This window comes from Flavivirga spongiicola (assembly GCF_030540825.1).
Taxonomy (GTDB): Bacteria; Bacteroidota; Bacteroidia; order Flavobacteriales; family Flavobacteriaceae; genus Flavivirga; species Flavivirga spongiicola.
Window position 1 is genome coordinate 3,473,218 of the sequence record NZ_JAUOEO010000001.1, and the last position, 24,375, is coordinate 3,497,592.

13 protein-coding genes are annotated in these 24,375 nt (G+C 34.9%); 10 read left to right on the top strand and 3 right to left on the bottom strand.

The genetic code is table 11. The annotated features are described in order from the left end of the window. The first annotated feature begins 176 nt into the window (after positions 1-176). The 3 genes from Q4Q47_RS14050 (at position 177) to Q4Q47_RS14060 (ending at position 4,907) form a co-directional block, all read left to right on the top strand. The gene (locus tag Q4Q47_RS14050) at positions 177-1,232 is read left to right on the top strand and encodes a heparin lyase I family protein (protein WP_303307279.1); all 1,056 of its coding nucleotides are present in this window, start codon (positions 177-179) and stop codon (positions 1,230-1,232) included. 74 nt (positions 1,233-1,306) lie between these two features. Further along, positions 1,307-4,270 carry a polysaccharide lyase family 8 super-sandwich domain-containing protein gene (locus Q4Q47_RS14055; protein WP_303307280.1) on the top strand — a complete coding sequence of 988 codons (2,964 nt, stop codon included), beginning with the start codon at positions 1,307-1,309 and terminating at the stop codon, positions 4,268-4,270. Positions 4,271-4,565: 295 nt separating this feature from the next. Further along, complete coding sequence (locus Q4Q47_RS14060) at positions 4,566-4,907, top strand: hypothetical protein (protein WP_303307281.1); 342 nt, start codon at positions 4,566-4,568, stop codon at positions 4,905-4,907. 476 nt (positions 4,908-5,383) lie between these two features. Here the strand turns inward: Q4Q47_RS14060 and Q4Q47_RS14065 are convergent, their stop codons facing one another. The 3 genes from Q4Q47_RS14065 to Q4Q47_RS14075 form a co-directional block, all read right to left on the bottom strand. After that, positions 5,384-6,589, bottom strand: a complete 1,206-nt coding sequence (locus tag Q4Q47_RS14065; RefSeq protein ID WP_303307282.1) for a glycoside hydrolase family 88 protein — start codon at positions 6,587-6,589, stop codon at positions 5,384-5,386. A 16-nt stretch (positions 6,590-6,605) separates the two neighbouring features. Then, a complete protein-coding gene (gene hepB, locus Q4Q47_RS14070; RefSeq protein ID WP_303307283.1) occupies positions 6,606-8,918 on the bottom strand; it encodes a heparin/heparin-sulfate lyase HepB in 2,313 nt (770 codons plus the stop codon). A 430-nt stretch (positions 8,919-9,348) separates the two neighbouring features. Next, positions 9,349-10,173, bottom strand: coding sequence for a DUF1961 family protein (locus Q4Q47_RS14075; protein ID WP_303307284.1), 825 nt, complete (start codon positions 10,171-10,173; stop codon positions 9,349-9,351). Positions 10,174-10,372: 199 nt separating this feature from the next. Between Q4Q47_RS14075 and Q4Q47_RS14080 the strand changes: the two genes are divergently transcribed. The 7 genes from Q4Q47_RS14080 to Q4Q47_RS14110 all read left to right on the top strand — a co-directional run bounded on the left by Q4Q47_RS14080 (position 10,373) and on the right by Q4Q47_RS14110 (position 24,347). Further along, positions 10,373-13,060, top strand: a complete 2,688-nt coding sequence (locus tag Q4Q47_RS14080; protein ID WP_303307285.1) for a DUF4962 domain-containing protein — start codon at positions 10,373-10,375, stop codon at positions 13,058-13,060. A gap of 198 nt (positions 13,061-13,258) precedes the next feature. After that, the gene (locus tag Q4Q47_RS14085) at positions 13,259-16,429 is read left to right on the top strand and encodes a SusC/RagA family TonB-linked outer membrane protein (RefSeq protein ID WP_303307286.1); all 3,171 of its coding nucleotides are present in this window, start codon (positions 13,259-13,261) and stop codon (positions 16,427-16,429) included. Between the two features lie 33 nt (positions 16,430-16,462). Further along, on the top strand, positions 16,463-18,181 hold the full coding sequence (locus Q4Q47_RS14090) for a RagB/SusD family nutrient uptake outer membrane protein (RefSeq protein WP_303307287.1): 1,719 nt from the start codon (positions 16,463-16,465) through the stop codon (positions 18,179-18,181). A gap of 32 nt (positions 18,182-18,213) precedes the next feature. Further along, positions 18,214-19,656 carry a DNRLRE domain-containing protein gene (locus tag Q4Q47_RS14095; RefSeq protein ID WP_303307288.1) on the top strand — a complete coding sequence of 481 codons (1,443 nt, stop codon included), beginning with the start codon at positions 18,214-18,216 and terminating at the stop codon, positions 19,654-19,656. Positions 19,657-19,728: 72 nt separating this feature from the next. Further along, positions 19,729-20,973 (top strand): glycoside hydrolase family 88 protein, encoded by a 1,245-nt coding sequence (locus tag Q4Q47_RS14100; protein WP_303307289.1) that lies wholly within the window; start codon positions 19,729-19,731, stop codon positions 20,971-20,973. 161 nt (positions 20,974-21,134) lie between these two features. Continuing rightward, positions 21,135-22,529: a sulfatase family protein gene (locus Q4Q47_RS14105; protein ID WP_303307290.1), complete on the top strand. Its 1,395-nt coding sequence runs from the start codon at positions 21,135-21,137 to the stop codon at positions 22,527-22,529. Positions 22,530-22,757: 228 nt separating this feature from the next. Continuing rightward, positions 22,758-24,347, top strand: a complete 1,590-nt coding sequence (locus tag Q4Q47_RS14110; RefSeq protein WP_303307291.1) for a sulfatase family protein — start codon at positions 22,758-22,760, stop codon at positions 24,345-24,347. Positions 24,348-24,375: the final 28 nt, after the last annotated feature.

The window sequence follows — 24,375 nt, forward strand, 5'->3', positions numbered from 1 at the left end:
AAATAAAGCATAACCCTAATTTTATTTTATAAAGTATATAATAAATAACTATAGAAAAAGTAACATCCACACCTTTACAAAGAAACATTTATCATATGACTGTAATTTAATATCTAGTTAAATTTACAAAAATAACTGTCACGTTTTGAAATTACAGTTTTAAATAAAATCAATATATGAAAAGAGTTTACCTGTGTTTTTTTATGCTTATAGCATTGCTTTCTTGTGCACAAACTAAAAAGCAATCAAAAAAGCTAAATGTTGAAAAAGAAATTACATCCAGGTCAAGTGCTCAAAAAGATGTTGCGAGTGCTAGTGATATTGTTGATGGTCGATTTATAGTAATCGGGAATAGGAGCCCAAGTGGCATAGTTACCAGAGAAGAAACAAAAAAGGGGCCTATATATCATTTTAAAGCAACAGGAGATGCAAATCGTATAGAATTTAGCCCTTGTTTTGGCTCTAAAGAAAACCTTAAGGATATTTCTCAAGAAGAAATAGAGCTATTGAAAAAAATAAAAAGTGCTTATGAATATGATGATGAAGGACAATATGGAGAAACGGTGACCTATGAGTGGGAAGCACGATTTCCTGAAAAAATGATTGAAGGAAAAGGGGGTATATTTGCTCAATGGCATGGCAGGCCAGACCGTACGTTGGTTAAAGATCCAAAAGGAAATTTACAATACCTGCCAAAAGAGAAATTTGTAGCTATGTTGGATACTGTATATTTTGAAAAAAATGTAGGTATGAGTATAAAAGATAATAAACCAAATGGGTGGTTTGTTGATAATTCTGCAGGAGGTCCCATTGCAGCTTTCCATTTTCGTCCAGATTATATGTACCTAATGGTGCGTACAGAAGCAAATCGAATTTCAAATCCAACATTTAAGGTAAAACCAAAACCAGGAATACATCTCAATCAATTAATAGGAAAAGATGGCAAGTATGGCACCATCGTATTTGAAAAACCTTCATCAGAAGTGCCTATTAATGAATGGATCAAGTTCAAGGTCAAAATTAAATATAGTAAGTATAGCAAAATAGCTGATGAGGTATTAAAATCAGGAGGAATTCAGGTATGGATGAATGGTGAAAAAGTAGCTGATTGGAAAGGTAATATTGGTAAAAACGATCTACATGGCCCTTATTTTAAATATGGAATTTACAAACCGGGAAAACTTGGTTTTAAAGTAGATTGTAAAAAACTTATACAAACAATTAATAGGTAATGTAATACATTGACAACGGTTTATTGTAAAGACATAACATGGTAAAAAAGAAATTAGAAATTAAATTTTATAGAATGAATAAAACAATAATTATATTATTAAGTTTTTTTATAACAAGCACCCTTTCTGCCCAAGAAACGCTTTTCGCCGATTATTTTGATATAAAAGTAGGCGAGAAATCAGGAGCCATTGTTTTAGGGAAAGTACATTTAAAAAAGAATAAAGACATCTATACTGAAAAAATACCCAAAGACTACCAATTTTATATTACAGAAACAGATACAGATAAATTTGAAATCCAAACTAGTTTTGATAGTCAGGGAAGAATTTTTGGCGTAATAAAAGTAGCCAAGAGAAAAAAGACGGGAAAGATACCGGTAGATCATCATCTCGTCATATCACTAAAGGAAGGAAAAAAGGTGTTGACTTCAAAAAAGATAACTATTCATGTTGTTGAAAAAACCATGTGGGAAGATTTTGTAACGTATTATACGCCCAAGACACTTTCTAACAAAAGACTTTATGGTAAAAAATTTAAGAATGATAAGCTTTCAAACCTGATAACACTTTTAGAAAGGACTAATGGTCAATTTTCGTTTACTACTATGTACGGGAAACATCCTTCAGAATATAAAAGTGGAAAGGAACTGGAAAATGATTGGCGAAACGTAGCCGATCATATAGGAGGATTAGGTTATGCTTATGCTAAGTCAAAGAAGTTTGGTTTGCCTAGTGGTGACCCTGAGAAGATTGAGCGTTTAAAACGTGTTATCTATAAGGCAATCATTCAATATACAAATAGCGTACCTGTAGAACCTAATGACGTGATGATAGAAGGGAAACCCATAGGAACCGAACTAGGAGATGGCTTTAGTATGTTAGGAGAATATAAATTTGCAGGTCATGGTTTTGTAACGCATCATTGGAGAACTACTGATGCCTTGGCAGCTCCATTAATACATATTTGGCCAGAAGTTTTAAAAGGAATTGAAAATGGGGATGAAGAAGCCCAAGAGGTATATAATTCTATAATCCGGTTCTACCAACTTTTCTTTGCAGTAGTCCCAGGTAGAAGATCTATGGATGATCCTACAGAACGATGGAAAAACATATCTGATGTGAATTATTCTGAAGGAGCCTGGTCTGATGCCAATATTAGTCATAGAATGCGTTCATTAATGATGATGCCTATTCTTTGGGCAGATTATAACAGACCTATTACCTATGTGCCTTATTGGTACGATGACTACTATAATGGGACAAAATTTGAAGGGATGACATTTGCCGACAACTGGTCGCCACGAGGCGTCGTTTTGGATTTAAGAAACTGGTGTGATAAATTATCATTACCTACCCATCTTTATGATCAATCGGGTTTTCATCCTGATGGAACCATATCTCATCATACAGGTCATAACTCTTCCGATTCGGCCATGTTTGCCTATGGTTTCGAATGGCTTGTTACAGTTAATGATGCTATCGAATATTATAAGAATACACCTTACCCTTTAAAGGATGAAAATTATCAATTTCTTGCTGATCGCATAGGCTATACATATAGAAGGATGATTTATAAAGATCATTTGGATTTTGTTGTAGCGGGAAGAAGTTTTTCTTCAGATGTCTCCGATTTTGGTTCTGGTCATGTAGCAAGGGAAATTAAACAGGTTTTAGCAGGTAAATCCCCAACGACTAAAATAGAGGGAGAAAAAGAGCTTAAAGAGCTAAAAAAAGCATTTAAAAATAAAACACATAAATTTTCGGGAACTACCTCATTTTGGAATGCAGATTATTTGGTACACAGAAAAGAGGAAGATGACATCAATTATTATTTTTCAGTGAAGCATAAGTCAGTAAGAACATCTGGTGCTGAGGATTTTACTAAGGTAAGAAAATCATGGCATGCAGGTAGTGGAGTATTTCAACTGCGAGTAAATGGAAATGAATATTCTCCAGATGTCTTATCACATATGGATTGGCATGTATTGCCTGGCGTTACTGAAGCATGGAAAACGAACCCAATGCCTAAAGGTCCTGCTTCTGCTTCTATGCCAGGAGGGAATGCCTTTTCAGGAATATTATCAGATGGAACTTATGGTCTTACTGGGTATCACCACAAACCAATTGACAAGTACACAGCAGCTGAGGCATTGAAATCATATCACCTTATTGATGGTTTTGGGACAGCTATAGGTAGTCATATAAAAAGAAAAGAACAGGCAAAAGGAGAGGATCTTATAGTTACCTGTGTTGATCAATCCAGGTTTACATCTGCTATTACCTATGGTATAGATGGCAAGATAACTTCTATTCAAGCAGGGGAAAGTGTTAGTATCGAGAAGGAAATAAAAAATCCTGTTTGGATTCATCACAATAATAAAGGATACCTTATTTATCCAAAACAAGGACAGAAATTATTCATTAAAACGGGAACTGAGATTAACGTTACAGAAACAGATCTCAATATTGAAAAAAATGATAACTACATTATTGCTATAGATCATGGTGTAAACCCGGAGACTACTGAAAAAGATAAATATCACTATGTCCTAGTTGCTAATGTTTCTGTAGAAGACATGCCGGAAATACTTACTGAATATACAGGGAATACGGCTACGTATGCTTCTGATGGCATATACCATGCTTTATGTCATTCATTAGAAAGTTTAACCCAAGTTGTGTTTTATGAAGCTGGAAAAGCGATCTTGGATGATCAATGGGTTGAAACCGATAAACCCGCTTTAGTAATGCTAAAAGATCTGGGTACTCAACTTAGGTTATCAGTGGTTGACCCTATGCATAGCTTGGATAATGAAGTATTAATACTTAAAATATCACAATCACTTAAGGCTGGAACATACCATTATACCATGCCAGGGATAAAACCAAGAAAAGGTGAGAAAGCCATAGTGACATCCACTACTGAAGGTTCGGTAATTACCATTTCTTTGCCCGACAAAGCAGATGGTGTTTATTATAACTATCAAGAGCAGATGTATGCAGGGGCTCCTATAGTATTAATGTTGGAAAAGAAATAAGGTTACTTTATAACATGAAATCTCTCTTTCATTTATAGATAAAAAACTAAAAAAATAGCTTCAAAAGGGGCTGTTATTTAGTTTTTGAGACTGTCTAAAAAGATAGTCTTTTTTTTGCAATTTTTTAAGCAATTCTTAATTCTAGTAAAACAACAGAAATTTATACGCATATTGCTACAAATTCCTTTACATAGATTAAAGGTTTATTATATTAGTGAGCATATAATAGATATATAGTTAACATTAACTATATATCTTTGTTGTAGGTAATTTAAAATACTTCTACTAAAATTATATGAAAAAAATTGATTGGAATCTTCTAAACGAAACAATTGTTTGGTGGGAAAAAAAACGAATTACCTTTAATGTTGTTGTCGGCATATCTGGATTGATATCATTTATGGTATTATCTCCTAACTATTTTGGAATTACGGAAATCATAGGAATATTAACTTGGGGAATATTAGCGAACATTCTTTATTCAAGCGGAATTTTGATTGAAATTTTTAATTTTTATTATTTTAATGATAAAGTAAAGTTTTTTAAATTTAGGTTTGGATTTTACATATTTGGATCTCTTCTTTATTGTGCTGTAACTTTCATTTATCCTTTTCTTTACTATATACCTCCTTTTTGATAAAAAACTACCAACAACAAAGAACTGAGTTAAAAAACAAACTTAAGCGGTGTATAAGACATAGCTATTAAAGCACTAGCTATCATGATTGCAGCAGAAATACCACAGTAGGTATGGGGAATCTTGGGATTGTCAAAAAATTATAACTATCTAGAGTAAATGTATGCAGAGATTCCAATAGTATTAAATTGGAAAAGAAATAAGGTTTCGTTCTAACATACGATTATAAATAAAAAAAGAAAAATGAGACTATCTAAAAAGTAATAAATTTTGTCATTCAGAGCACTTCGACTACGCTCAGTACAAGCTATAGCGAAGAATCTTATGCTTTTAGAGATTCTTCACAGCTTCGCTACTACCTTCGAAACAAAATATATTTTGTTTCTCGGTAATATTCAGAATGACACTTTTTAGACAGCCTCATTTAAAAATTAGGGTTAGAGTAAATAAATGTACTTTATAAAGTCCAATGAGAATTAAATCTTAGATAAATCACGATTGGTAATATCAGCATATCTAATTAGTGCTTCCAAAAAATAATAATCGGCATAATTGATAGGGGTATCAATTTCAGAGTAATTAGGAAGGTGTCCTGTGCTATGCTTTAGAATAAAATTTGCATTTTCTCCAATTTTAGCAAGATATTGCTCGTTTGATAGATTTTTAAGAATAGCTTCAGCATGTGAGAAATATTTATCACCATCATCAACAATGGTGCTTAGTTTTAATAAGGCACTGGCCATAATAGTTGAAGCAGAAACATCACGATAAGCATGTGGAATTCGTGGACTGTCAAAATCCCAATAAGGAATTTTGTCCTTAGGAAGCCTTGGATGATTCATTATAAAGGCCGCTATTTTTTTTGCCTGTTCCAGATACTCCTTTTTTTGAGTTTCTCTATACATCATAGTATAGCCATACAATCCCCAAGCCTGACCTCTTGCCCATGACGATTCATCAGCATAGCCTTGATGGGTCATTTTTTTGATTATTTCTCCTGTTTCTGAGTTATAATTCACTACATGATAAGAGCTATTATCAGCTCTAAAATGATTAGCTAACGTTGTATCGCTATGCGAAAGAGCCATTTGCTTGTATGTGTTGTTATTTGCGTTTTTTGATGCCCACATTAATAATTCTAAGTTCATCATGTTATCCACGATTACTGGAAAGTTATATGGTGCAAAATCCCAAGATTTTATACAACCAACGGTTTTAGAAAATCTACCAGAAAGCGTTTTTGCACCATTTAATAAAACAGTCTTATAATCATTGTTCCCTGTAAGTCGATACCCATTCCCAAACGAGGTGTAGAGCATAAACCCCAAGTCGTGTGTATGAGTGAAATATTGTATTGTATCCAATGCTGTTGTAAATTTATTAGCCTGTTCCTTGAAAAAATCATCTTTACTTATTTCAAACATGTACCACAATGAGCCCGGAAAGAACCCCGTGGTCCAATCTCTCGTTGGCGCAATCCTAGTTTCTCCACTGGGCCATATGGAACGTGGGTTTTTACCTGGTTCGTATGCGGCTGTTGCCAGTTTTAGTTGTTCTTTTGCTGTGGTAACACTTTTGGTTAGCCAGTCAGTTTCACTGTAATTTGTTTGTTTTTTGCTCTGGCATGCCATCAGTAAGCCAATTAATATAAGTGCAGCGATTGATCTATAGTATTTAAGCATTCTTTTTTGTTTTAAGTTATTTTTTAATCAGTTTATAATTTCCACCAGTACCTTCAAAATACAAGGTTCCGTCTTCATTTACAGTATTAGAAGTTTTGAACATCTCATTGTCTTTTATAATTTGCCAATGCCCTGGTTTTAAATCGGTCAATAGAATCTTGTATGATTTATTTTCTTGAATGCTAAAACTAAATGGTTGATCCATTGATTGAAACCATTTATTGAAGCATACAATTCTATCTTGTATCTGGATTCCCAGAATGTGCTCTCCGTCTATTTTTTTGACAGATAAATGAGTATTGTTATCATTATCCATTATCTGCATGACATTAAGAAAATAGTTTTCCTGCGTATCGGTTTTGGGTGTGACTTCTATTCTCCAGGCACCTCTCTCATTAGCAATGTCTGGTCGTTTGGTAGGAGTGTTGTTATAGTTTGTACCACGTACCCAAAAATCTTTACCAGGACCCCCTACCGATTTTATTTCAAGATCATCCAATTCTGGAATTAAAGTCGTATTGACTAATTTTCCGGTATAACCATTTTCGGTAAGTGATAACGTTGTTTCATTATTACTGATTTTTGGTTTTTCTATACTGTGTAAAAGCCAGGTTTTTTGAAAAGAAGGGTTAGATGAAACCACTTTATCAAAAACAATAAATACAGCAGGAATAGTATCATTTTTTAAATTTAAAAAAGTGAACGACCTTTTAACTTCTTTGACCTTTTTGCTATACGCTTTTGTAATATCACCCTTTAAATAGGAATAATCTGGACTAAGAAGGTCAGGACCAAACTCTCGTGCCAAAATCTCACCAGTCTTATAGCCTTTGGTCAACAAATCCTTTAATGTTACCGGAGGACTCCATCCATCACCAGGCATTCTTTGTCCGCCATCATTAGCTGCAAAAGGTGTTCTTCGGGATCCGCCATAGCTTGACGATTTAAATGTTTCATTGGGGTCATAAATCAGCAAACTATTGTGTGCTATGGAGCGCTTAAAATAGTTTTTGTTGTGATCACTATTGTACCCGCCAGATGATCCGGAATAAATACCAGAATCAATGGCAAGTGGGCCTTTGTAGTAAATTTGAAATGCACCTGCATCCAGATGTTGATGGTTGTTAAATTGATATTCGTTTATTTTCATTTCGGCTATAACACTTTTTTTGTTCCAGCCTGTACGCGCAATCATCCATCCATAAGGAGCTCCGAAATATTTAGTTAAAGGTAAATCTGAAGGTGTCTTTTTTCCAAGTTCAGTGTCTTTCCATAAAAACTCAAATAGCTTATCCCTACTATCAATATTGGGTCTTTTTAAATATTCATTGTTAACATATTCATCTTTATAATAGCTTCCGGATAATAACCCTACCAATGCCATGGATGTTGGTTTACCTTGTGAATAATTAACATCACCACTGGCAAGAAATTGCCCATCAGGACGTCTACTATAAATATGATGATACGGAATATATTGTTGAGATGGATTATACACATTACCAGCTCCCATACGATCAAATATCCAAAGCGGATATAAGTCTGCTGCCTGTCTTACCTTGCTATAGCCAGCACCTTGATGATAAGCTTCTCCAGGGTAAAACCAATTTCTGACGGGAAGGTGCTCACGAAAAAAACGTCCGGCTGCCAGATGGTACATTTCGGGAAATTCATCATAAATTGCTATGGACGCAGATAACAGATCTCTCATAATCATCCATTCTGAAGAATGTCCAGTAACCGAACTTTGTTTTACGGGAGGATATCCGCATTCAAGTCTTTTGGCCATGCGCAGAAATTCAGCTATAAAGGCTTGTTTTTCGTTTTCGGTCAAAAGATCATGACACCAATCATAAACAATGGCTCCAGACACCATCATGCGACCAAAAGCCCTGGCAATGTCTTGTACGTGCGGCCAATCGCTTTTTTGCATTTTAGTGAGTATATCTTTAATGGCTTGACGCCCGAATACCTTTTTACCTGTGGTTAAATAACGTATGGCATTCAATTCAGAACGAACCGTTACTCCTTGCTGTTTAACATAATCTCTCCAACCTTTTACCTTACCATCATCTACGCTTTCTTCTTCGCTCATTTTTACCAGCTCATTCCAAATAGACTGGAGTTTGGGGTTGGAGATTCGCTTTTTTAAATCTGGAATATCCTTAGCTCTTAAGTAGAGCCTTGGATGTTCAGATGGAGGTATAGGAATTGAAATACCATCAATGGATTCCCATTTAAGGCTATTCTCATTCTGAGCTATAACTGGCCCACATATCTGGAAAAATGTACCGATCAAAATAGTACGAATTAGGACTTTATATATCATTGTGTCTAAACTTGAATGTTTTCTGCTAAATTAATTCTTAAAGTAATTCTTACAGAGAATCATTTGTGTCATAAAACAAGTAGATATGTTTCATTATCCCAGATTCTATATTAGAAAACCTATTATAACTTAAAACTGTAGTAAACTATAGAGCTTCTTTACTTTTTTAGTTTAGCTCTCCCTCTTCACGAGTTTAAGAAGTGCCTACATCTTTTTAACTATTATATTCTATTCATCAATATTTGTGGACACATTATAGCTTCTAGAGGAGAGGCTACTCGATGCTATGTATGCTGAAACTTAATAAAAAGTCACAGTTTTTGCAGCTTTAACCTTCATAGTAAAGTTATAATGTTTTAAGAAAGAGACCTGACGTTTTATTAGCTGAGAGATAGAGTTAAGCTCTGATCAAAGAGTTTCGTACTTCTGATTAATCTATAATCTCATAAATATTATAATTATCATAAAGTCCTTTAGCAGGAACCATAAGTCGAATGGCAGTTTGACCGCCTTTGAGGTGTTTGTTTGTATCTTGATATCGAAAACTAAGCGTATTGTTAATGTACCATTCAACAGTGTTTTTATACTTAATAATCTTCAAATGATGCTTCCCTTGTAAATCTTTGAGAGTTAGATCTTCTCCTTTGATAGTAAGTATGCGACCTGGACATTTACGCATGTTAGTAGTACCTCTGCCTGGAGCAAAAAATGAGATTCTGTAGTTATGTAAATCACTTTTGGTGTATTGTGCGGCAACCCCAAAACGTTTTTTTAAAGCGTTGTCAAATACATCCTGTCCTTGATTTCCAGTACAACTGAACATAAGCATATGTAATGCGTTTTCAGACAAACTTTGAAATTCACACTCGATAATATAGTTTTCGGGGGTTTTGAATTTATTCCAATAAACTAAGTGACCTCCTCTGAAAACCCCATCGACATAATACTTTTCAATTTCCGAACCTAAATCCTTTTTCATGGCAGGTTCCACCGCTTCATAAAAATTTGCTCCTAACCCTGAGAAGTGACCTCCGTTTTGAGTGTAGTATGCTGAAGTAACATCGTAGTATTTGGAATGCAATAACAACTTACCGTCTTGAATTGTAGCTATTCCAGGCCCTTCCATAACCCAATTGGATAAGTCTGAAGGGGCGTTAAAATTACAGGAATAGATCAGTTTTGTTTGATGCTCCTTATGAGTTTTACACCCTAAAAAACTGATAAGACATAGAAGTGTCAAGGTTATCTGATTCATAATATGATAAGTTTTGAGGTTTTAAAAATAAAGTTTTGTACTATTCTTTGTTGGGTCAAATGGAGATATTATTTTAAATGGAACATTGATACCCTTTATATGTAACATGGAACTGTTAAAACTGCTATGAATCTATATAAATTAGTAAGCTGAATATTTATATAAATAACCCATCTGTAATATCGGGGAAATGAAAGTTATGAAAAAACACTACCTCAGACTCAGTCTTGCCCTTATTTTTATAATGCAATCGTGTATTAATAAGGATACTAATGTTGTGACTTCGTTAGAAGCCGAAAAGCATATTGATAAAAAATTCATTCATGCCATGGTTAAATTAGAATCATTTCCGAAAAGCGGCAAAATAGAAGTGAACTCACCATGGATGTTATGGTCTCCAGTCGTTAAAGAAAAGAAGGGGTATAATACTTATGAGTTTAAAGAAGGATTTTTATATAGAGGAAGGGTTTCAAAAGATCCAGAATTTAAAGATGCAACCACGATGACTTCAGAAGCAAGAGAATGGAGTTTTTTTAATCCTCACCAAGAACTGAATTTGGGGACATGGTATTGGCAACATGCCGTTATTGACAAAAAGACTAATATAGAAACTTGGTCTGAAGTCATGACATTTGAAGTCACGGGTGAAGAACGAAAATTCGTTTCTCCTCCTATTGGTCAGGTGATCAAAAATATACCACGAAACCATCCACGTGTACTTGCTACCAAAGATCAAATAGGTAAATTACCATTTCCTAAGAAGGCTGTGACTATATTTATTAATAAGATGGATGGTTTTTTGGGAAAAACCTTTCCCAAGTCGCTGATATACCATGATGAAGCTGTCTTGTCAGAAAAAAGAACGAGCATAAATAAGGTAGATTACAATAGATTTATTGATAAACGAACCAAGGAAATTTATAGAGGACATAAATTTAGATTGGAGAGTATGCTTAAAGCTTATTTAGTGACTGGAGATGCGAAGTATGTAGAAGAGTCTTTAAGAAGGTATTTTTACCTGAAGAAACAATATTTTGATATTGTAAAAAAAGGCGTTTCCAATGATTTTACAGATGGTTTCTATCTTAATATATTGGCTGGTATTTATGATGTATGCTATGATTACCTTGAAGATGATGAAAAAGAATATATCAAGAAAACATTGATAGTATCACAGAAAAAAACATACCATCACTTTCTTCACAGAGCAGAGCATTACATTTTAGATAGCCACATGTGGCAATTTCACTTACGTACCTTTTTGGGGACGGCGTTGTCTTTAGTGCACGATGTACCAGAAGCTAAAAAATGGGTAGAGTATATTTATGAAGTTTGGACGATGAAAGCACCAGTAGGTAGTAGAAATGATGGCGGGTGGTTTACTGGAAATGGCTATTTTGATGCAAACAAAGGGTCGCTTCTTATTATGCCAATAATAATGACTCGTATGACTGGAGTCAATTATTTTGATCATCCCTGGTATCAAAATGTTGGCGCTTATTTAGCTTATACAGCACCAGTAGGGCATATTGCCGGTAGTTATGGTGACAATGCAGATGTAAAAAAAGAGAATACCATGGATTTTGTAATGGCCTATGCTCACATTACAGGAGATCCTTATGCAAGGCAATATATTGATTTAGGAAAAAAATTAGGAACTCCAGAAACAAGAGGGATTCGAAAGGCATCCGATGAAGAAAGTAGATTACCTATGGGATTGGATGAGAACGGGAACCTGTTTTGGTATATGTACCAACCATTGCCTCTAAATGCTAAAAGGAATCATCAGACAGATTTTTCACGTAGCAAAGTTTTTGCAGATGTGGGAACAGTGACAACACACACTGATTTATTAAATCCTGATCGTAACTTGATGTTTTCCTTTAGATCGTCTCCATTTGGTATGGTAGGTCATTCACAAGCGAGTCAGAATACGTTTAATATCCAATATGGGGGAGAGCCCTTGTTTTTTCGAACGGGATATTATTCAAGCTGGGCAGATCATCATTCATTACAAAGTTATAAGCATACACGTGCCCATAACGGTGTATTGGCTGATGGTATAGGGCAAGCCTATACAACAGAAGGATATGGATGGGTTGCTAGGTTTGCCACTGGTGAAAAGATAAGCTACGCCTTAGGTGATGCCAGTAATGCATATAATGGTACGATGAGAGACCAGCTTATTAAGATGTTTAAAAAATGGGATGTACATCATACGCCTGAAAATGGATTTGGTAACCCGGGAGTAACGCGTTTTAGAAGACATACTATGATGTTGGAAGATCATATTATTGTAATTTATGATGAACTTGAAGCTAATAAACCAGTAACATGGTCATGGTTAATACATAGTAAAGATACATTGGCCGGAAGTGAAAATTCATATTATACGGAAAACAAAAAAGGTAAAGGAACACTTCATTTATATAATAGTAATAATGATTTGAAAAATACAGTTACCAATAAGTTTCATGCGCCAGCTGTGGATTGGTTAGGTAACGGTTGGAAGAGAGGAATAACATATAAGAATCATTGGCACGGAAAAACAGATACAGAGAAATTGCCCAAAACACGCTTTTTAGCCATCTTACAAGTTACAGCAAAAGAAAATGAATTTATGCCTATGAGTTATTTAGGGGGTGGTAAGTTACAGATTGATGGTTGGCAAATTAGTGTTGAGCTAGATGAAAACAAACCAGCTAGCTTTATATGCAAAAAGGAAGGTGCTGGGGCGATAAGCTTTAATAATAGAAGTATTGAAATGAATGCTAAAAAGTATGTGCACCAAACTCCTGGGAGTACGATGTTAATTGAAATAATAAATGATAAGATTGAAAAGCAGGAGGTTATTGATACATTACCCGATGAAGTTATTTATTATTAAAGAAGCATAGGTTTCCTTTTTTGTTACAAGCCTCAAATAATTAAAGCTCTTTTTAATGATATTTAAGTATTATATTGATTAACACTAACATTTCATCGCGAAAAAGTAACATTTAAACCTTTATAAAGAAACATTTGTTAGCACGTTTTTTTAAGCCCGCTCTTAAATTTACAGAATAAACTTTTAAATATAAATTTTATGCAAAAGAAGTACAAAAACTTGTTTAAACCCTTAAAAGAAAAGTGGACTTTAGCTTTTTTTATTTTGTTTCTGGGATTTTCATCCTATGCACAGGAAATAGGGCAAATAATAAAAGTAACTGGAACTGTAACGGACACTAGTGGAGCACCCCTTTTAGGTGTGAATGTTATTGAAGAAGGAAGTACATCTAATGGGGGTACAACAGATTTTGACGGGAATTATAATATAAATGTCAAAAAGGGTAGTGTTTTAACGTTTAGTTATATTGGTTTTTTAACTCAAAAGGTGACTATTGACACTAAATCAGTCGTCAATATTGTTATGTCTGAAGATTCACAGAAACTTGATGAGATTGTTGTTATAGGATATGGTACTCAAAAGCGAAGAGACCTTACAGGTTCTGTTAGCTCGGTTGATGTTGGAGATTTAAATGTGGCTCCTGTAGGATCGGTAGATGGTGCTTTAGCAGGTCGTATTTCTGGTGTGCAAGTTACTTCATCGCAAGGTAGACCAGGAGCGCCTACAAGTATTAAAATTAGAGGAACAGGATCTTTAACCCAATCTAGTGATCCATTGTATGTTATAGATGGATTTCCAATTGAAGATTTCGATTTGTCATCTATAGACCAATCAGATATTGGATCATTTCAAATATTAAAAGGACCTTCGGCTGTTGCAATTTATGGAGCTAGAGGGGGGAATGGTGTTGTATTAATTACTACCAAAGATGGAACTTCTGGAAAAACAGAAGTTAAATATAATGGCTTTATTGGTTATGAGAAAATTACAACTAAGATAGATGTGCTCTCACCGTATGATTTTGTAGATTTAAGATATGAAGTAGATCCAGATGAAGCAGCGAATAGGTATGGGCCATTAAGCGCATATCAAAGACCAGATGGTTCGAGTATTGAAGGTATTGATTGGCAAGAAGAAGCATATAGAGAAACAGAAGTACAAAGTCATAGCTTATCTGTAACTGGTGGTTCTAAAGAAACTAAATACAATTTGTCATTATCTAAATATGATGGTGAGGGGCTTTTAGAGAATAGTGCATTTAACCGGACTTATGCGAAAGTAAAACTCAACCAAAAAATTTCTGATAAGTTAAAAGTGGGTGTAAACATATCATATACCACTTCTAGAATTTCGGGAACAAGTACATCATCAAATATTTTGAATCCTGATACAGATGGTGGAAGCACGAGTTCAGCCAGATTTAATTTGTTAAAAGATATAGTGCAAGGTAGACCAACAGGCGGGCTATTTATATCTAATGAAGAATTATTAGGACTTCCTGAAGATCCAGATACAGAAGAAGGTGCGCCAATAACCAATCCTTTAGTAAATGCAAGGACGCAAATTAGAGAAGATGAAAGAAGTACATTGTTATTTAATGGATTTTTAGAATATGAAATTATTGATGATCTTAAACTAAAAGTTAGCGGAGGTATTCAAAAATTGAACCAAAGAAGAGAATCTTTTGATAAGGTAAATAGTGCTTTTGAAAGAAGGAATGGATTTACTCGTGGAGAGATTAGAAACAGAGAAAGAATTAATAAATTGTTTACGTCTACATTGACCTTTAAAAAAACAATTTTAGACAATCATAATTTTACAACCTTACTTGGTTTTGATTATCAAGATATAACCGACGAAACAAGTGCTGCATCAGGTAGTGTTTTTCCAGAACCAAATCTGGGTATAGACAACTTAGGAGCTGCTACCGAGGCTGGTTTTCCATTTTCAGTACGTGTGCCAACAAACAGGTTAATATCACTGTTTTATAGAATTAACTATGACTATGCCGGTAAATATTTTTTAACAGGTACGATAAGAAGAGATGGATCTTCTAGGTTTGGTGCCAATAATAAATTTGGAGTATTCCCTTCTGTTTCGGCAGCATGGCGATTTTCTGATGAATCTTTTTTGAATGATTCTAATGTCATTTCTAATGGGAAACTAAGGTTCGAGTGGGGAGAAGTTGGAAATAATAGAATTCCAGCTTTCGTTTCTACCGCACTCTTAAATACAACTACTTATGGATTAGAAAATGCTATAGCTGCAGGTGTCTTTCCGGCTAATTTAGCAAACCCGGATATAAAATGGGAAACTCAAAGACAAATTAATTTAGGTTTAGATTTAGGATTGTTTAATGGTAATGTGTCAATTACTGCAGATGTTTACAGAAAAGAATCTGACGATTTACTACTTCAAGCACCAACGCCAGCGAATACAGGGTTTACTACTGTATTTAGAAACATTGGAAAGATTCGCAACGAGGGTATCGAGTTAGGCTTAAATACTGTAAATGTTGACAAAGGCGTTAAATGGACCACCGATTTTAATATAACGTTTCCAAGTAATAAAACATTATCCCTAGTTGAAGACGATATTTTATTTAGTAGTTCATCATGGTCAACATCGACTGTAAGTCAGGATCCTTATGCAAATGATTTTATAACTCAAGTAGGTCAGCCTTTTGGATTAATGTATGGCTATATTGATGATGGTTTGTATAGAGCTGAAGATTTTGATACCAATGGAGATGCATTAATAAATGTTTCATTTGGAGATGAAGAACTCGGTTACAGAAAATATGTTGATCTAAATGGTGATAATATTATTGATGAAGACGATAAAGCAGTACTTGGTAATCCTAATCCTAAATTTTTTGGAGGACTTACAAATAATTTTTCTTATAAAGGATTTGATTTAAGTGTTTTTCTACAATGGTCTTATGGCAATGATATTTACAATGCCAATAGAGCATTATGGACATCAGGACTAAACTCTCATAGAAATTTTGTTCCTGAAATAATAAACCGTTGGAGAGATACTAATACAGACGAACAAAATGCTGCTGCGACTTTCCGTAGTATCAATGATAATACAGAGGTGCTTACAAGTCAGTATATTGAAGATGGTTCATATATAAGACTAAAAACAGTTTCTCTAGGATACACTTTTCCTAAGCAGTTAGTTGAAAAATTGAAGATTCAGAAGCTTAGAATATATGCTACGGGTCAAAATTTGGTGACCTGGACGGACTATACAGGATACGATCCGGAAGTGAGTACAAGAGGTAGTGGACTTACTTCAGGAGTTGATTTTGGAGCCTACCCAAGAAGTAGAACTATTATTGGAGGCTTATCTGTTTCATTTTAATAAAACATCTGTTCACTTAAAAAAATATATAATATGAAAACCAAATTTAAAAACACATATTGGTTGACGCAAATAAATCAACAATACAAGTTTGTGCTTTGCGCTATAATACTAGGATTGCTATCAGTATCCTGTGAAAAAGAACTGGAAGAAGAAGTCTTTTCTGCCTTTACTGGTGATAATTTTTATACAGATGTTGCATCTGCAGAACTTGGTCTATTTGGAGTATATGATGTTCTAGGGACTGAAGATCTTTATGGACGTGGTTACCTCCTATATTATCATACGAGTACAGATCAAGAACGCTATTGGAGACAAGGTCGTGGTCAAGACGATGATTTATTATCAAATTATCAGATCCAAGAATCTAATGCTTGGGTAGGGCGTGTATGGAGCAGGTTTTATGATGGTATTAATCGAGTAAACTTACTTATTGATAGAGTGATACCGCTGCGTGATCAAGCAGAAGAAAATCAGATTACTTCAGATTTAGATGCCTATAACACGGTATTAGGAGATGCCTATTTTTTAAGAGCATTCATGTATTTTCAACTCGTAAAAAATTGGGGAGATGTTCCATTGAGGCTAGAATCAGATATTACTTTAGCAGATTTGCAAATTGAGCGGTCTCCAAAAGTAAATGTTTACCAACAAATAGAATCAGATATGTTAAAAGCTATTCCGCTTTTACCAAACGCTTCACAAGTAAGTACACCAGGTAGAATAAATAAGGGAGCAGCTCAGGCAATACTAGCAAGAATTTATCTTACATGGGCAGGACACCCTATACAAGATACATCTAAATATGAAAAAGCAGCAGAACAAGCGTGGGCAGTGATTAGTAGTGGTGAACATGAACTAAACTCGGTCATTGAAAATCCTGCAGTTGGAGCTCCATTCGATCATCCGTTTCCAGAAGTATTCAAAAACTTATCAGAAAATGTATATGACCTTAAAGAGAGTATGTGGGAAATTCACTTTTCTTATATAGGTGATGATAGATTTGATGCCAGTACGGTAGGTGTTTGGCATGGAATAACCCAGCATACAAGATCAACCTTTAAACGAGGAGCACCAAGAAGACACCCCTTACCTACGTTTTTGGCTTCTTTTGAAGCTGATGATACGGCAAGAAGGGATTGGTCTATTGCACAATTTGAAATAAATAGTAGCGATAACTTTATAGCAGAAACGAATGAATTAACTTATGGTGTAGGAAAATTTAGAAGATATTTGATTCCTACTTTATCTCCCAATAATAATTATGATGTTATGAACTGGCCTATTGTTCGTTATGCAGATGTTCTCTTAATGTTGGCAGAAAGTGTTAATGAAACTTTAGAAAACGGAGGGGCGTTACCAGGAGGAATCTCTTTATCCTCAGCTTATGATGCTATAAATCAGGTAAGACGTAGAGCTAGAATGCTTGATCCGAATTCTCCAGATGTATCTGTGGATTTAACAGGAGGAGCAGGTGAGACTTTTAGACAGCAAATACGTAACGAAAGAAGCTGGGAGTTATGCTTTGAAAACCAAAGACGTCCGGACCTAGTTCGATGGGGAATATTAGAAGAAACTGTTAGACAGGCAGGTGTAGATTTAGCAGCTGATGGTGTTGATGTCGCTGCTGATTATTTTCCAGCAGCTGAGGTTCAGTCAAAACACGTATTATTTCCTATTCCTTTTGCGGCTGAAATTAGTCAAAACCCAGCTATTCTTAATACAGATCCTACTAATAACGGGTATAGGTAGACAAAATTATTATTATTTTAAATCGAAATAAAATGAAAAATAAATATTTTAAGTTTAATAAAAAGAGGGCTAATTTTAGTGTTTTTTTAGGTATTCTGATAACATTTTTTTTAATTTCATGTGAAGAAGATGAAACTAATTTGGGGATAGATCATGAGCCAAGTGCAGCAGTAGGATTTCTCAATACAGACACAGAAGCTACAGAAGGTGGAGCGGCAGGTGTGTTAGAAATAATTGCTACCAAAAATGTTTTTAATGATGTATCTTTTGATATTGTCGTTTTGGAAGGAGATGGGAGTGAAGTTACTATAACAGATTCTGACGGTAATTCTGGAACTAGTTTTAAGATCTCTAAAGGTACTAAGCAAACTAATTTAAGCTTTGTAATTAGTAATAATTCTGACTTCACAGGAGATAGAGAGGTTAAATATGGTTTAACTAATTTAGTAGGAGATGGTGTATTTCTGGCTGAAGAAGAAATAGGGTCGGGAAGTGATAAAGTATATGCTGAGTTTGCACTTTCTGTACTTGATGATGAACAAGCACCCCCAACAGTTAGCTTTGATGTAGCTTCAGCTTCAATAAGTGAAAATGCAAATACAATGCATACTATTACACTTCAATTTGCTGAGCCAACCCCTTATGCAGGAACCTTTGATTTAGCTTTATCAGGAACGGCAGTAGCAGGAGATGATTTTACCTCTGATGCTGTAGCTGGAATTATTCCAATAAGTTTTGGCGTAGGCGTAGAAGAAATTATAGTAAATATTATGCCTGTAGATGATGCGGTAGCAGAAACTGATAAAACTGTAATTTTAACCATGACTAATCTTGGTACAGATATTTTATCTGGAGCAATTACCGAATATACTCTGACTATTACTGAAGATGATTTACCAACAGTAGAGTTGATTGCTGAAGCTGATGGTATTATTAGAGCAGGAAGTGGTAGCGGAGATATAATAGGAGGAGGAATTGGTAGTTCTACCCAGATGAGCTCAGGAAGCGATCCATTAGATAATGGCGATAAAAATAATCGTCATAGTTTATCTCGTTGGGATATAAGTGGTGTGGATCTTTCAAAAGTAATTTCTGCTAAGCTTGTTTTTACAGCTACTGACGATTGGACAGATGCAGAAACAAATGCTGGTGGTACAACAACGCAAAATATACATCACATCACAGGAGATGATAGTTGGGATGAAACTGTACTTACATGGGATAATGCTCCGGTTTTTGATGCTACACCATTCGTTACTGGTACTTTCGCTGCTGTTGGTGCTGCACCTGCACCACCAAGTGCTACTATACATGAATATGATGTAACTGATACATTGAAAAATGATAGCGATGGTAAATTTTCCATTCGTATGACGGTTTCTGCTGATACGTCAGGAAAAAGAATTAGGTATAGTTCTAAAGATACAGGGACTCCAGAAAACCTTCCTAAGTTGATAATAGTGTCAACGTTATAAAAATATGATCCACGGCCTCAAATAACGAGAATTTTTGAGGCTGTTTGGATTTTTAAATAATTCATTAATTTTATGATGAAAAACAACAACCGTGCTAATTTAGTATGTATTTTATTATGCACCATCTTCCTATGGTCTTGCAAGAAAACCTCATCAGGAGCTAAAGAAGCATCACTAGAAAAGCCTGATATAACAAGAAGTTTGTCAAAAACAGACGTTGACAATCTTTTTAAAAAAACAGTTTTACACCTAAATAACGCTTGGGATTCTATAGAGCAAACCAAAAGATTGCCTCGATCCATCGAAAGAGGTTTTAGACATATTGGAGACTGGACGAGCGGATTTTATCCTGGTAATCTTTGGATAGCCTATGAGAAAACTGGAAATCAAAATCTGTTAGAAAAGGCAAAATTTGCAACAGAACTACTTGATGAAGAAAAGTACAATATTCGTGACCATGATATCGGTTTCAGGATTTATTGTAGTTATGGAAGAGGCTATGAGTTGACAAAAAAGCCTGAATACAAAGACGTTATCGTTCAGGCAGCCAAATCGGCTATACAGCGATACAATCCAAAAGTAAAGGCAATCATGTCTTGGGAACCCAGACCAGATAGAGATTGGCAGTATCCGGTAATTATTGACAATATGATGAATTTAGAGCTGCTATTTGCTGCTACAAAATTTACTGGAGATTCTAAGTTTTATGACATTGCTGTAAATCATGCCATTAAAACGATGGAGCATCAGTATAGAGAAGATTTTAGTTGCTCGCATGTCGTTGATTTTGATGCGCAAACTGGTGAATTTCGAAAAAGAGACTGGAATAATGGGAACAACGATCCGAGTACTGCAGCATGGAGTAGAGGACAAAGTTGGGGATTATATGGGTTTACTATGGTTTATAGAGAAACAAAGGATAAACAATTTTTAGAGCAAGCCGAAAAAATTGCAGGGTTTATTTTGAACCATCCTAACATGCCTAAAGATATGATACCCTATTGGGATTATAATGCACCTGAAATACCTACTCTTAGAGATGCATCTGCAGCTGCTATTTTAGCTTCTGGATTGATAGAGTTATCACAATTATCAGAAGATGGGGAAAAGTATTTTGAAGCAGGAGAAAAAATCCTTAATAGCCTTGCTTCGCCGGAATATTTTGCAGAACCTGGTACAAATGGAGACTTTGTTCTTAAACATGCTACAGGTAATTATATAAGAAAATCGGAAAGAGATGGAACATTAATTTATGCTGATTACTATTTTCTTGAGGGACTCATGAGATACACCAAAATTAAGAATCAGTTAATGTAATTACTGGTGAATGCAGATAACCAATTATTAAATCAAAGTAGACATATGAGAAAATCAATAGTTTTACTTCCATGCTTGCTTGCATGTACTTATATATGTGTTCAAAGTATTTTAAAACAATCGAAACCGAATATCATTATACTATTCACAAAAGTGGAAATATGAGAAAATCAATAGTTTTACTTTCATGCTTGCTGGCATGTACTTATTTATATGCCCAAAATACGTTAAAACAATCGAAACCCAATATCATTATATTATTCACAGATGATCAAGGGTATGGAGATGTAGGAAGTTATGGAGCGAAAGACATTAAAACACCTAATCTAGACAAGATGGCTGCTGAAGGTGTAAGATTTACTAACTTTTATGTAGCAGCTTCATCCTGTACACCATCTAGAGCAGCATTGCTTACAGGGTGTTATCCTCAACGAGTTGGATTACCGGCTGTTGTCGACGACTTGTCTAATAAAGGCCTTAGTTCTGCAGAGTTTACTATAGCCGATTATCTTAAACAGAATGGCTATGCAACAGGTATGTTTGGCAAATGGCACTTAGGACATCATCCAGAATTTATGCCAACAAGACACGGTTTTACCGAGTTTTATGGTATCCCTTATTCTATGGATATGTGGCCATTTCATCCCAAACCAAGCCATCAATATCCCCAAGTTCCTGTGTATTCTAATGAAACTGTGGTGGAATATAATCCAAATGTCAATCAAATGACAACAGTTTTTACAGAAAAATCAGTTGATTTTATAAAGAGAAATAGTAACCAGCCCTTTATGTTATACCTTCCCTACTCTCAACCACATGTACCATTAGGGGTTTCTGATAAATTTAAAGGAAAATCTGATGGAGGACTTTACGGGGATGTTATTATGGAAATAGATTGGTCTGTTGGAGAAATTATTAAAGCGGTTGATGCTGCTGGAATTTCTGAAAACACGCTTATTTTATTTACGTCAGACAATGGACCATGGCTTACCTACGGAAATCATGCTGGATCTTCAGGAGGATTACGAGAAGGTAAAGGGACTGTATTTGGTGGCGGACAAAAAGTACCATTTTTGGCAAGAATGCCAGGAAGCATTCCTGCAGGTAGAGTGGAAAATCAAATGGCTACGGCTATGGATATTTTGCCAACAGTATTAGGAATAACCAATACTTCAATGCCAAGAATGAATCCTATGGATGGACAGGATATATGGCCATTATTAACAAAAAAAGATAAGATAACAAGCAAGCCTTTTTTCTTTGTAAAAGGTAATGAAGTACAGGCAGTAAGAGATGGAAAGTGGAAATTGCACCTACCACACAAATATCGTGTTACACTAGTTAAAGGCAATAATGGGCTGGTAGGCAAACAGGATAATTTTGGAGGGACTATAGAATTGTCACTTTATAACATAGAAAAAGATCCTGCTGAATCTAGAAATCTGGCAGGAAAAAATCCTAAAATAGTAAAGCGATTAAGAGGTTTAATAGAGGCATTTAAAGAAGATCTAGAACAGAATAGCCGACCAGCGGGTATTGTGAAAAAGAAACTTTAAATAAATTAAATAGTAGTTATTACTATGATAATAAGTTTTTTGTCATGTCGACAGAGCGAAGTATGAGCGACGAGACATCTCAGAAAGATGAGATCCCTCCTCGTTCCTCGTTCGGAATGACAAGAATAATACTTAATTTATCTATTATGAATGTGTCATAATTCGAGCTCAGGTTAATATTAAGAAAGCCAATTATATAAAATCGTTATAAAAAATAAAAGTAAACATATGGAAAGCCCCTTTTTTAAATTTTACATTTTATTTGCCCTTGTTGTTTTTCAATGGTCTTGTACTTCAGTTAAAAAAGAAGTAAAAACGGCCATTGAAAAAAAACCTAACATTATATTTATCATGTCAGATGACCATGCTACAAATGCTATTTCAGCATATGGTTCTAGATTGGCATCAGTATCACAAACACCAAATATAGATCGTTTAGCAAAAGAAGGCGCTATTCTTAATAATTGTTTTACGTCAAATTCAATCTGTACACCAAGTAGAGCATCGATCCTTACGGGAGAATATAGCCATAATAATGGTGTTAAAACTTTAAATGACGATTTAGATCCCAATAAAAAGCATTTAGCGCACTATTTTCAGGAAGCAGGTTATCATACCGCTGTCATAGGTAAATGGCATTTGCATACAGAACCTCAGGGATTTGATCATTGGCAAGTTTTACCGCGTCAGGGCTTATATTTTAATCCGGAATTTAAGTTGAAAGGGCTTGACGAGAAGCGTCATTATAATCAGAGAGAGAAAAAAAAATATGAAGGTTATGTAACCGATGTTATTACTGACCTCTCTCTTGATTGGATGAAAAATAGAAATGATGATAAACCTTTCATGTTAATGATGCACCATAAAGCACCACATGCACTATGGGAATATCATCCAAAATACGAACATTTGTTTGATGGGCAGATTATACCTGAACCAGAGAGTCTGTTTGAAGATAAATCCCATCGGGCACAAGAGACTGTTAAGAAAGAGAATACCTTAGTAAGGTTAGGTCAACGTATGAGTGGCCAGATAAAAATATCTTCAGTACACGATTATAAAGAATGGCCTACAGGTAAATTGGATGTAGAAGGGTTGAGCAAAGAAGACATTATAAAAGCAACCTACCAAAAGTATTTAAAGGACTATTTAAGAGTCATAGCATCAGTAGATGAAAGTATTGGACGTGTATTAGAGTATTTAGATAAAAATGGTCTGGCAGAAAACACGATTGTAATCTATACTTCAGATCAGGGAATGTTTCTTGGGGAACACCAATATCTTGATAAACGTTGGATTTTTGAAGAATCTTTACGCATGCCATTTTTAGTACGTTGGCCAGGTAAAATAACACCAAACAATAAGGTTGACGAATTAGTTAGTAATGTCGATTTTGCACCAACCTTATTAGATGCTATCAATCAGAAAATACCAGAGAATATGCAGGGAAGTAGTTTTTTACCTATTCTGAAAGATGAAAAAGTGGAGCATTGGCAAGCATCTATTTATTATAGATATTGGATGCATAGAGATATGACTCCAGCTCATTTTGGTATTAGAACAAATGATTATAAGCTTATTTTTTACTACGGAATGAATTTAGATACCAATAGTTATAACCATGCCAATTCGCAACCTACTTGGGAACTTTACGATTTAAAAAAAGATCCTTTGGAAATGAATAATGTATATGGAGATAAAACATACGCTTCGGTAATTTCTGATTTGAAAAAACAAATGCTTAAAAAAAGAGAAGCCATTGGTGATGTTGACAGCAAGTTTCCAGAAGTTACTGAAGAGTTGATAAAAGACTATTAAATTGTCAATGAATTAGAGAGTAAAAGAA

Coding starts and splice junctions, on each gene's coding strand:
- Q4Q47_RS14050 (WP_303307279.1), top strand. CDS start 177: ATGAAAAGAGTTTACCTGTGTTTTTTTATGCTTATAGCATTGCTTTCT.
- Q4Q47_RS14055 (WP_303307280.1), top strand. CDS start 1,307: ATGAATAAAACAATAATTATATTATTAAGTTTTTTTATAACAAGCACC.
- Q4Q47_RS14060 (WP_303307281.1), top strand. CDS start 4,566: ATGAAAAAAATTGATTGGAATCTTCTAAACGAAACAATTGTTTGGTGG.
- Q4Q47_RS14065 (WP_303307282.1), bottom strand. CDS start 6,589: ATGCTTAAATACTATAGATCAATCGCTGCACTTATATTAATTGGCTTA.
- hepB (WP_303307283.1), bottom strand. CDS start 8,918: ATGATATATAAAGTCCTAATTCGTACTATTTTGATCGGTACATTTTTC.
- Q4Q47_RS14075 (WP_303307284.1), bottom strand. CDS start 10,173: ATGAATCAGATAACCTTGACACTTCTATGTCTTATCAGTTTTTTAGGG.
- Q4Q47_RS14080 (WP_303307285.1), top strand. CDS start 10,373: ATGAAAAAACACTACCTCAGACTCAGTCTTGCCCTTATTTTTATAATG.
- Q4Q47_RS14085 (WP_303307286.1), top strand. CDS start 13,259: ATGCAAAAGAAGTACAAAAACTTGTTTAAACCCTTAAAAGAAAAGTGG.
- Q4Q47_RS14090 (WP_303307287.1), top strand. CDS start 16,463: ATGAAAACCAAATTTAAAAACACATATTGGTTGACGCAAATAAATCAA.
- Q4Q47_RS14095 (WP_303307288.1), top strand. CDS start 18,214: ATGAAAAATAAATATTTTAAGTTTAATAAAAAGAGGGCTAATTTTAGT.
- Q4Q47_RS14100 (WP_303307289.1), top strand. CDS start 19,729: ATGATGAAAAACAACAACCGTGCTAATTTAGTATGTATTTTATTATGC.
- Q4Q47_RS14105 (WP_303307290.1), top strand. CDS start 21,135: ATGAGAAAATCAATAGTTTTACTTTCATGCTTGCTGGCATGTACTTAT.
- Q4Q47_RS14110 (WP_303307291.1), top strand. CDS start 22,758: ATGGAAAGCCCCTTTTTTAAATTTTACATTTTATTTGCCCTTGTTGTT.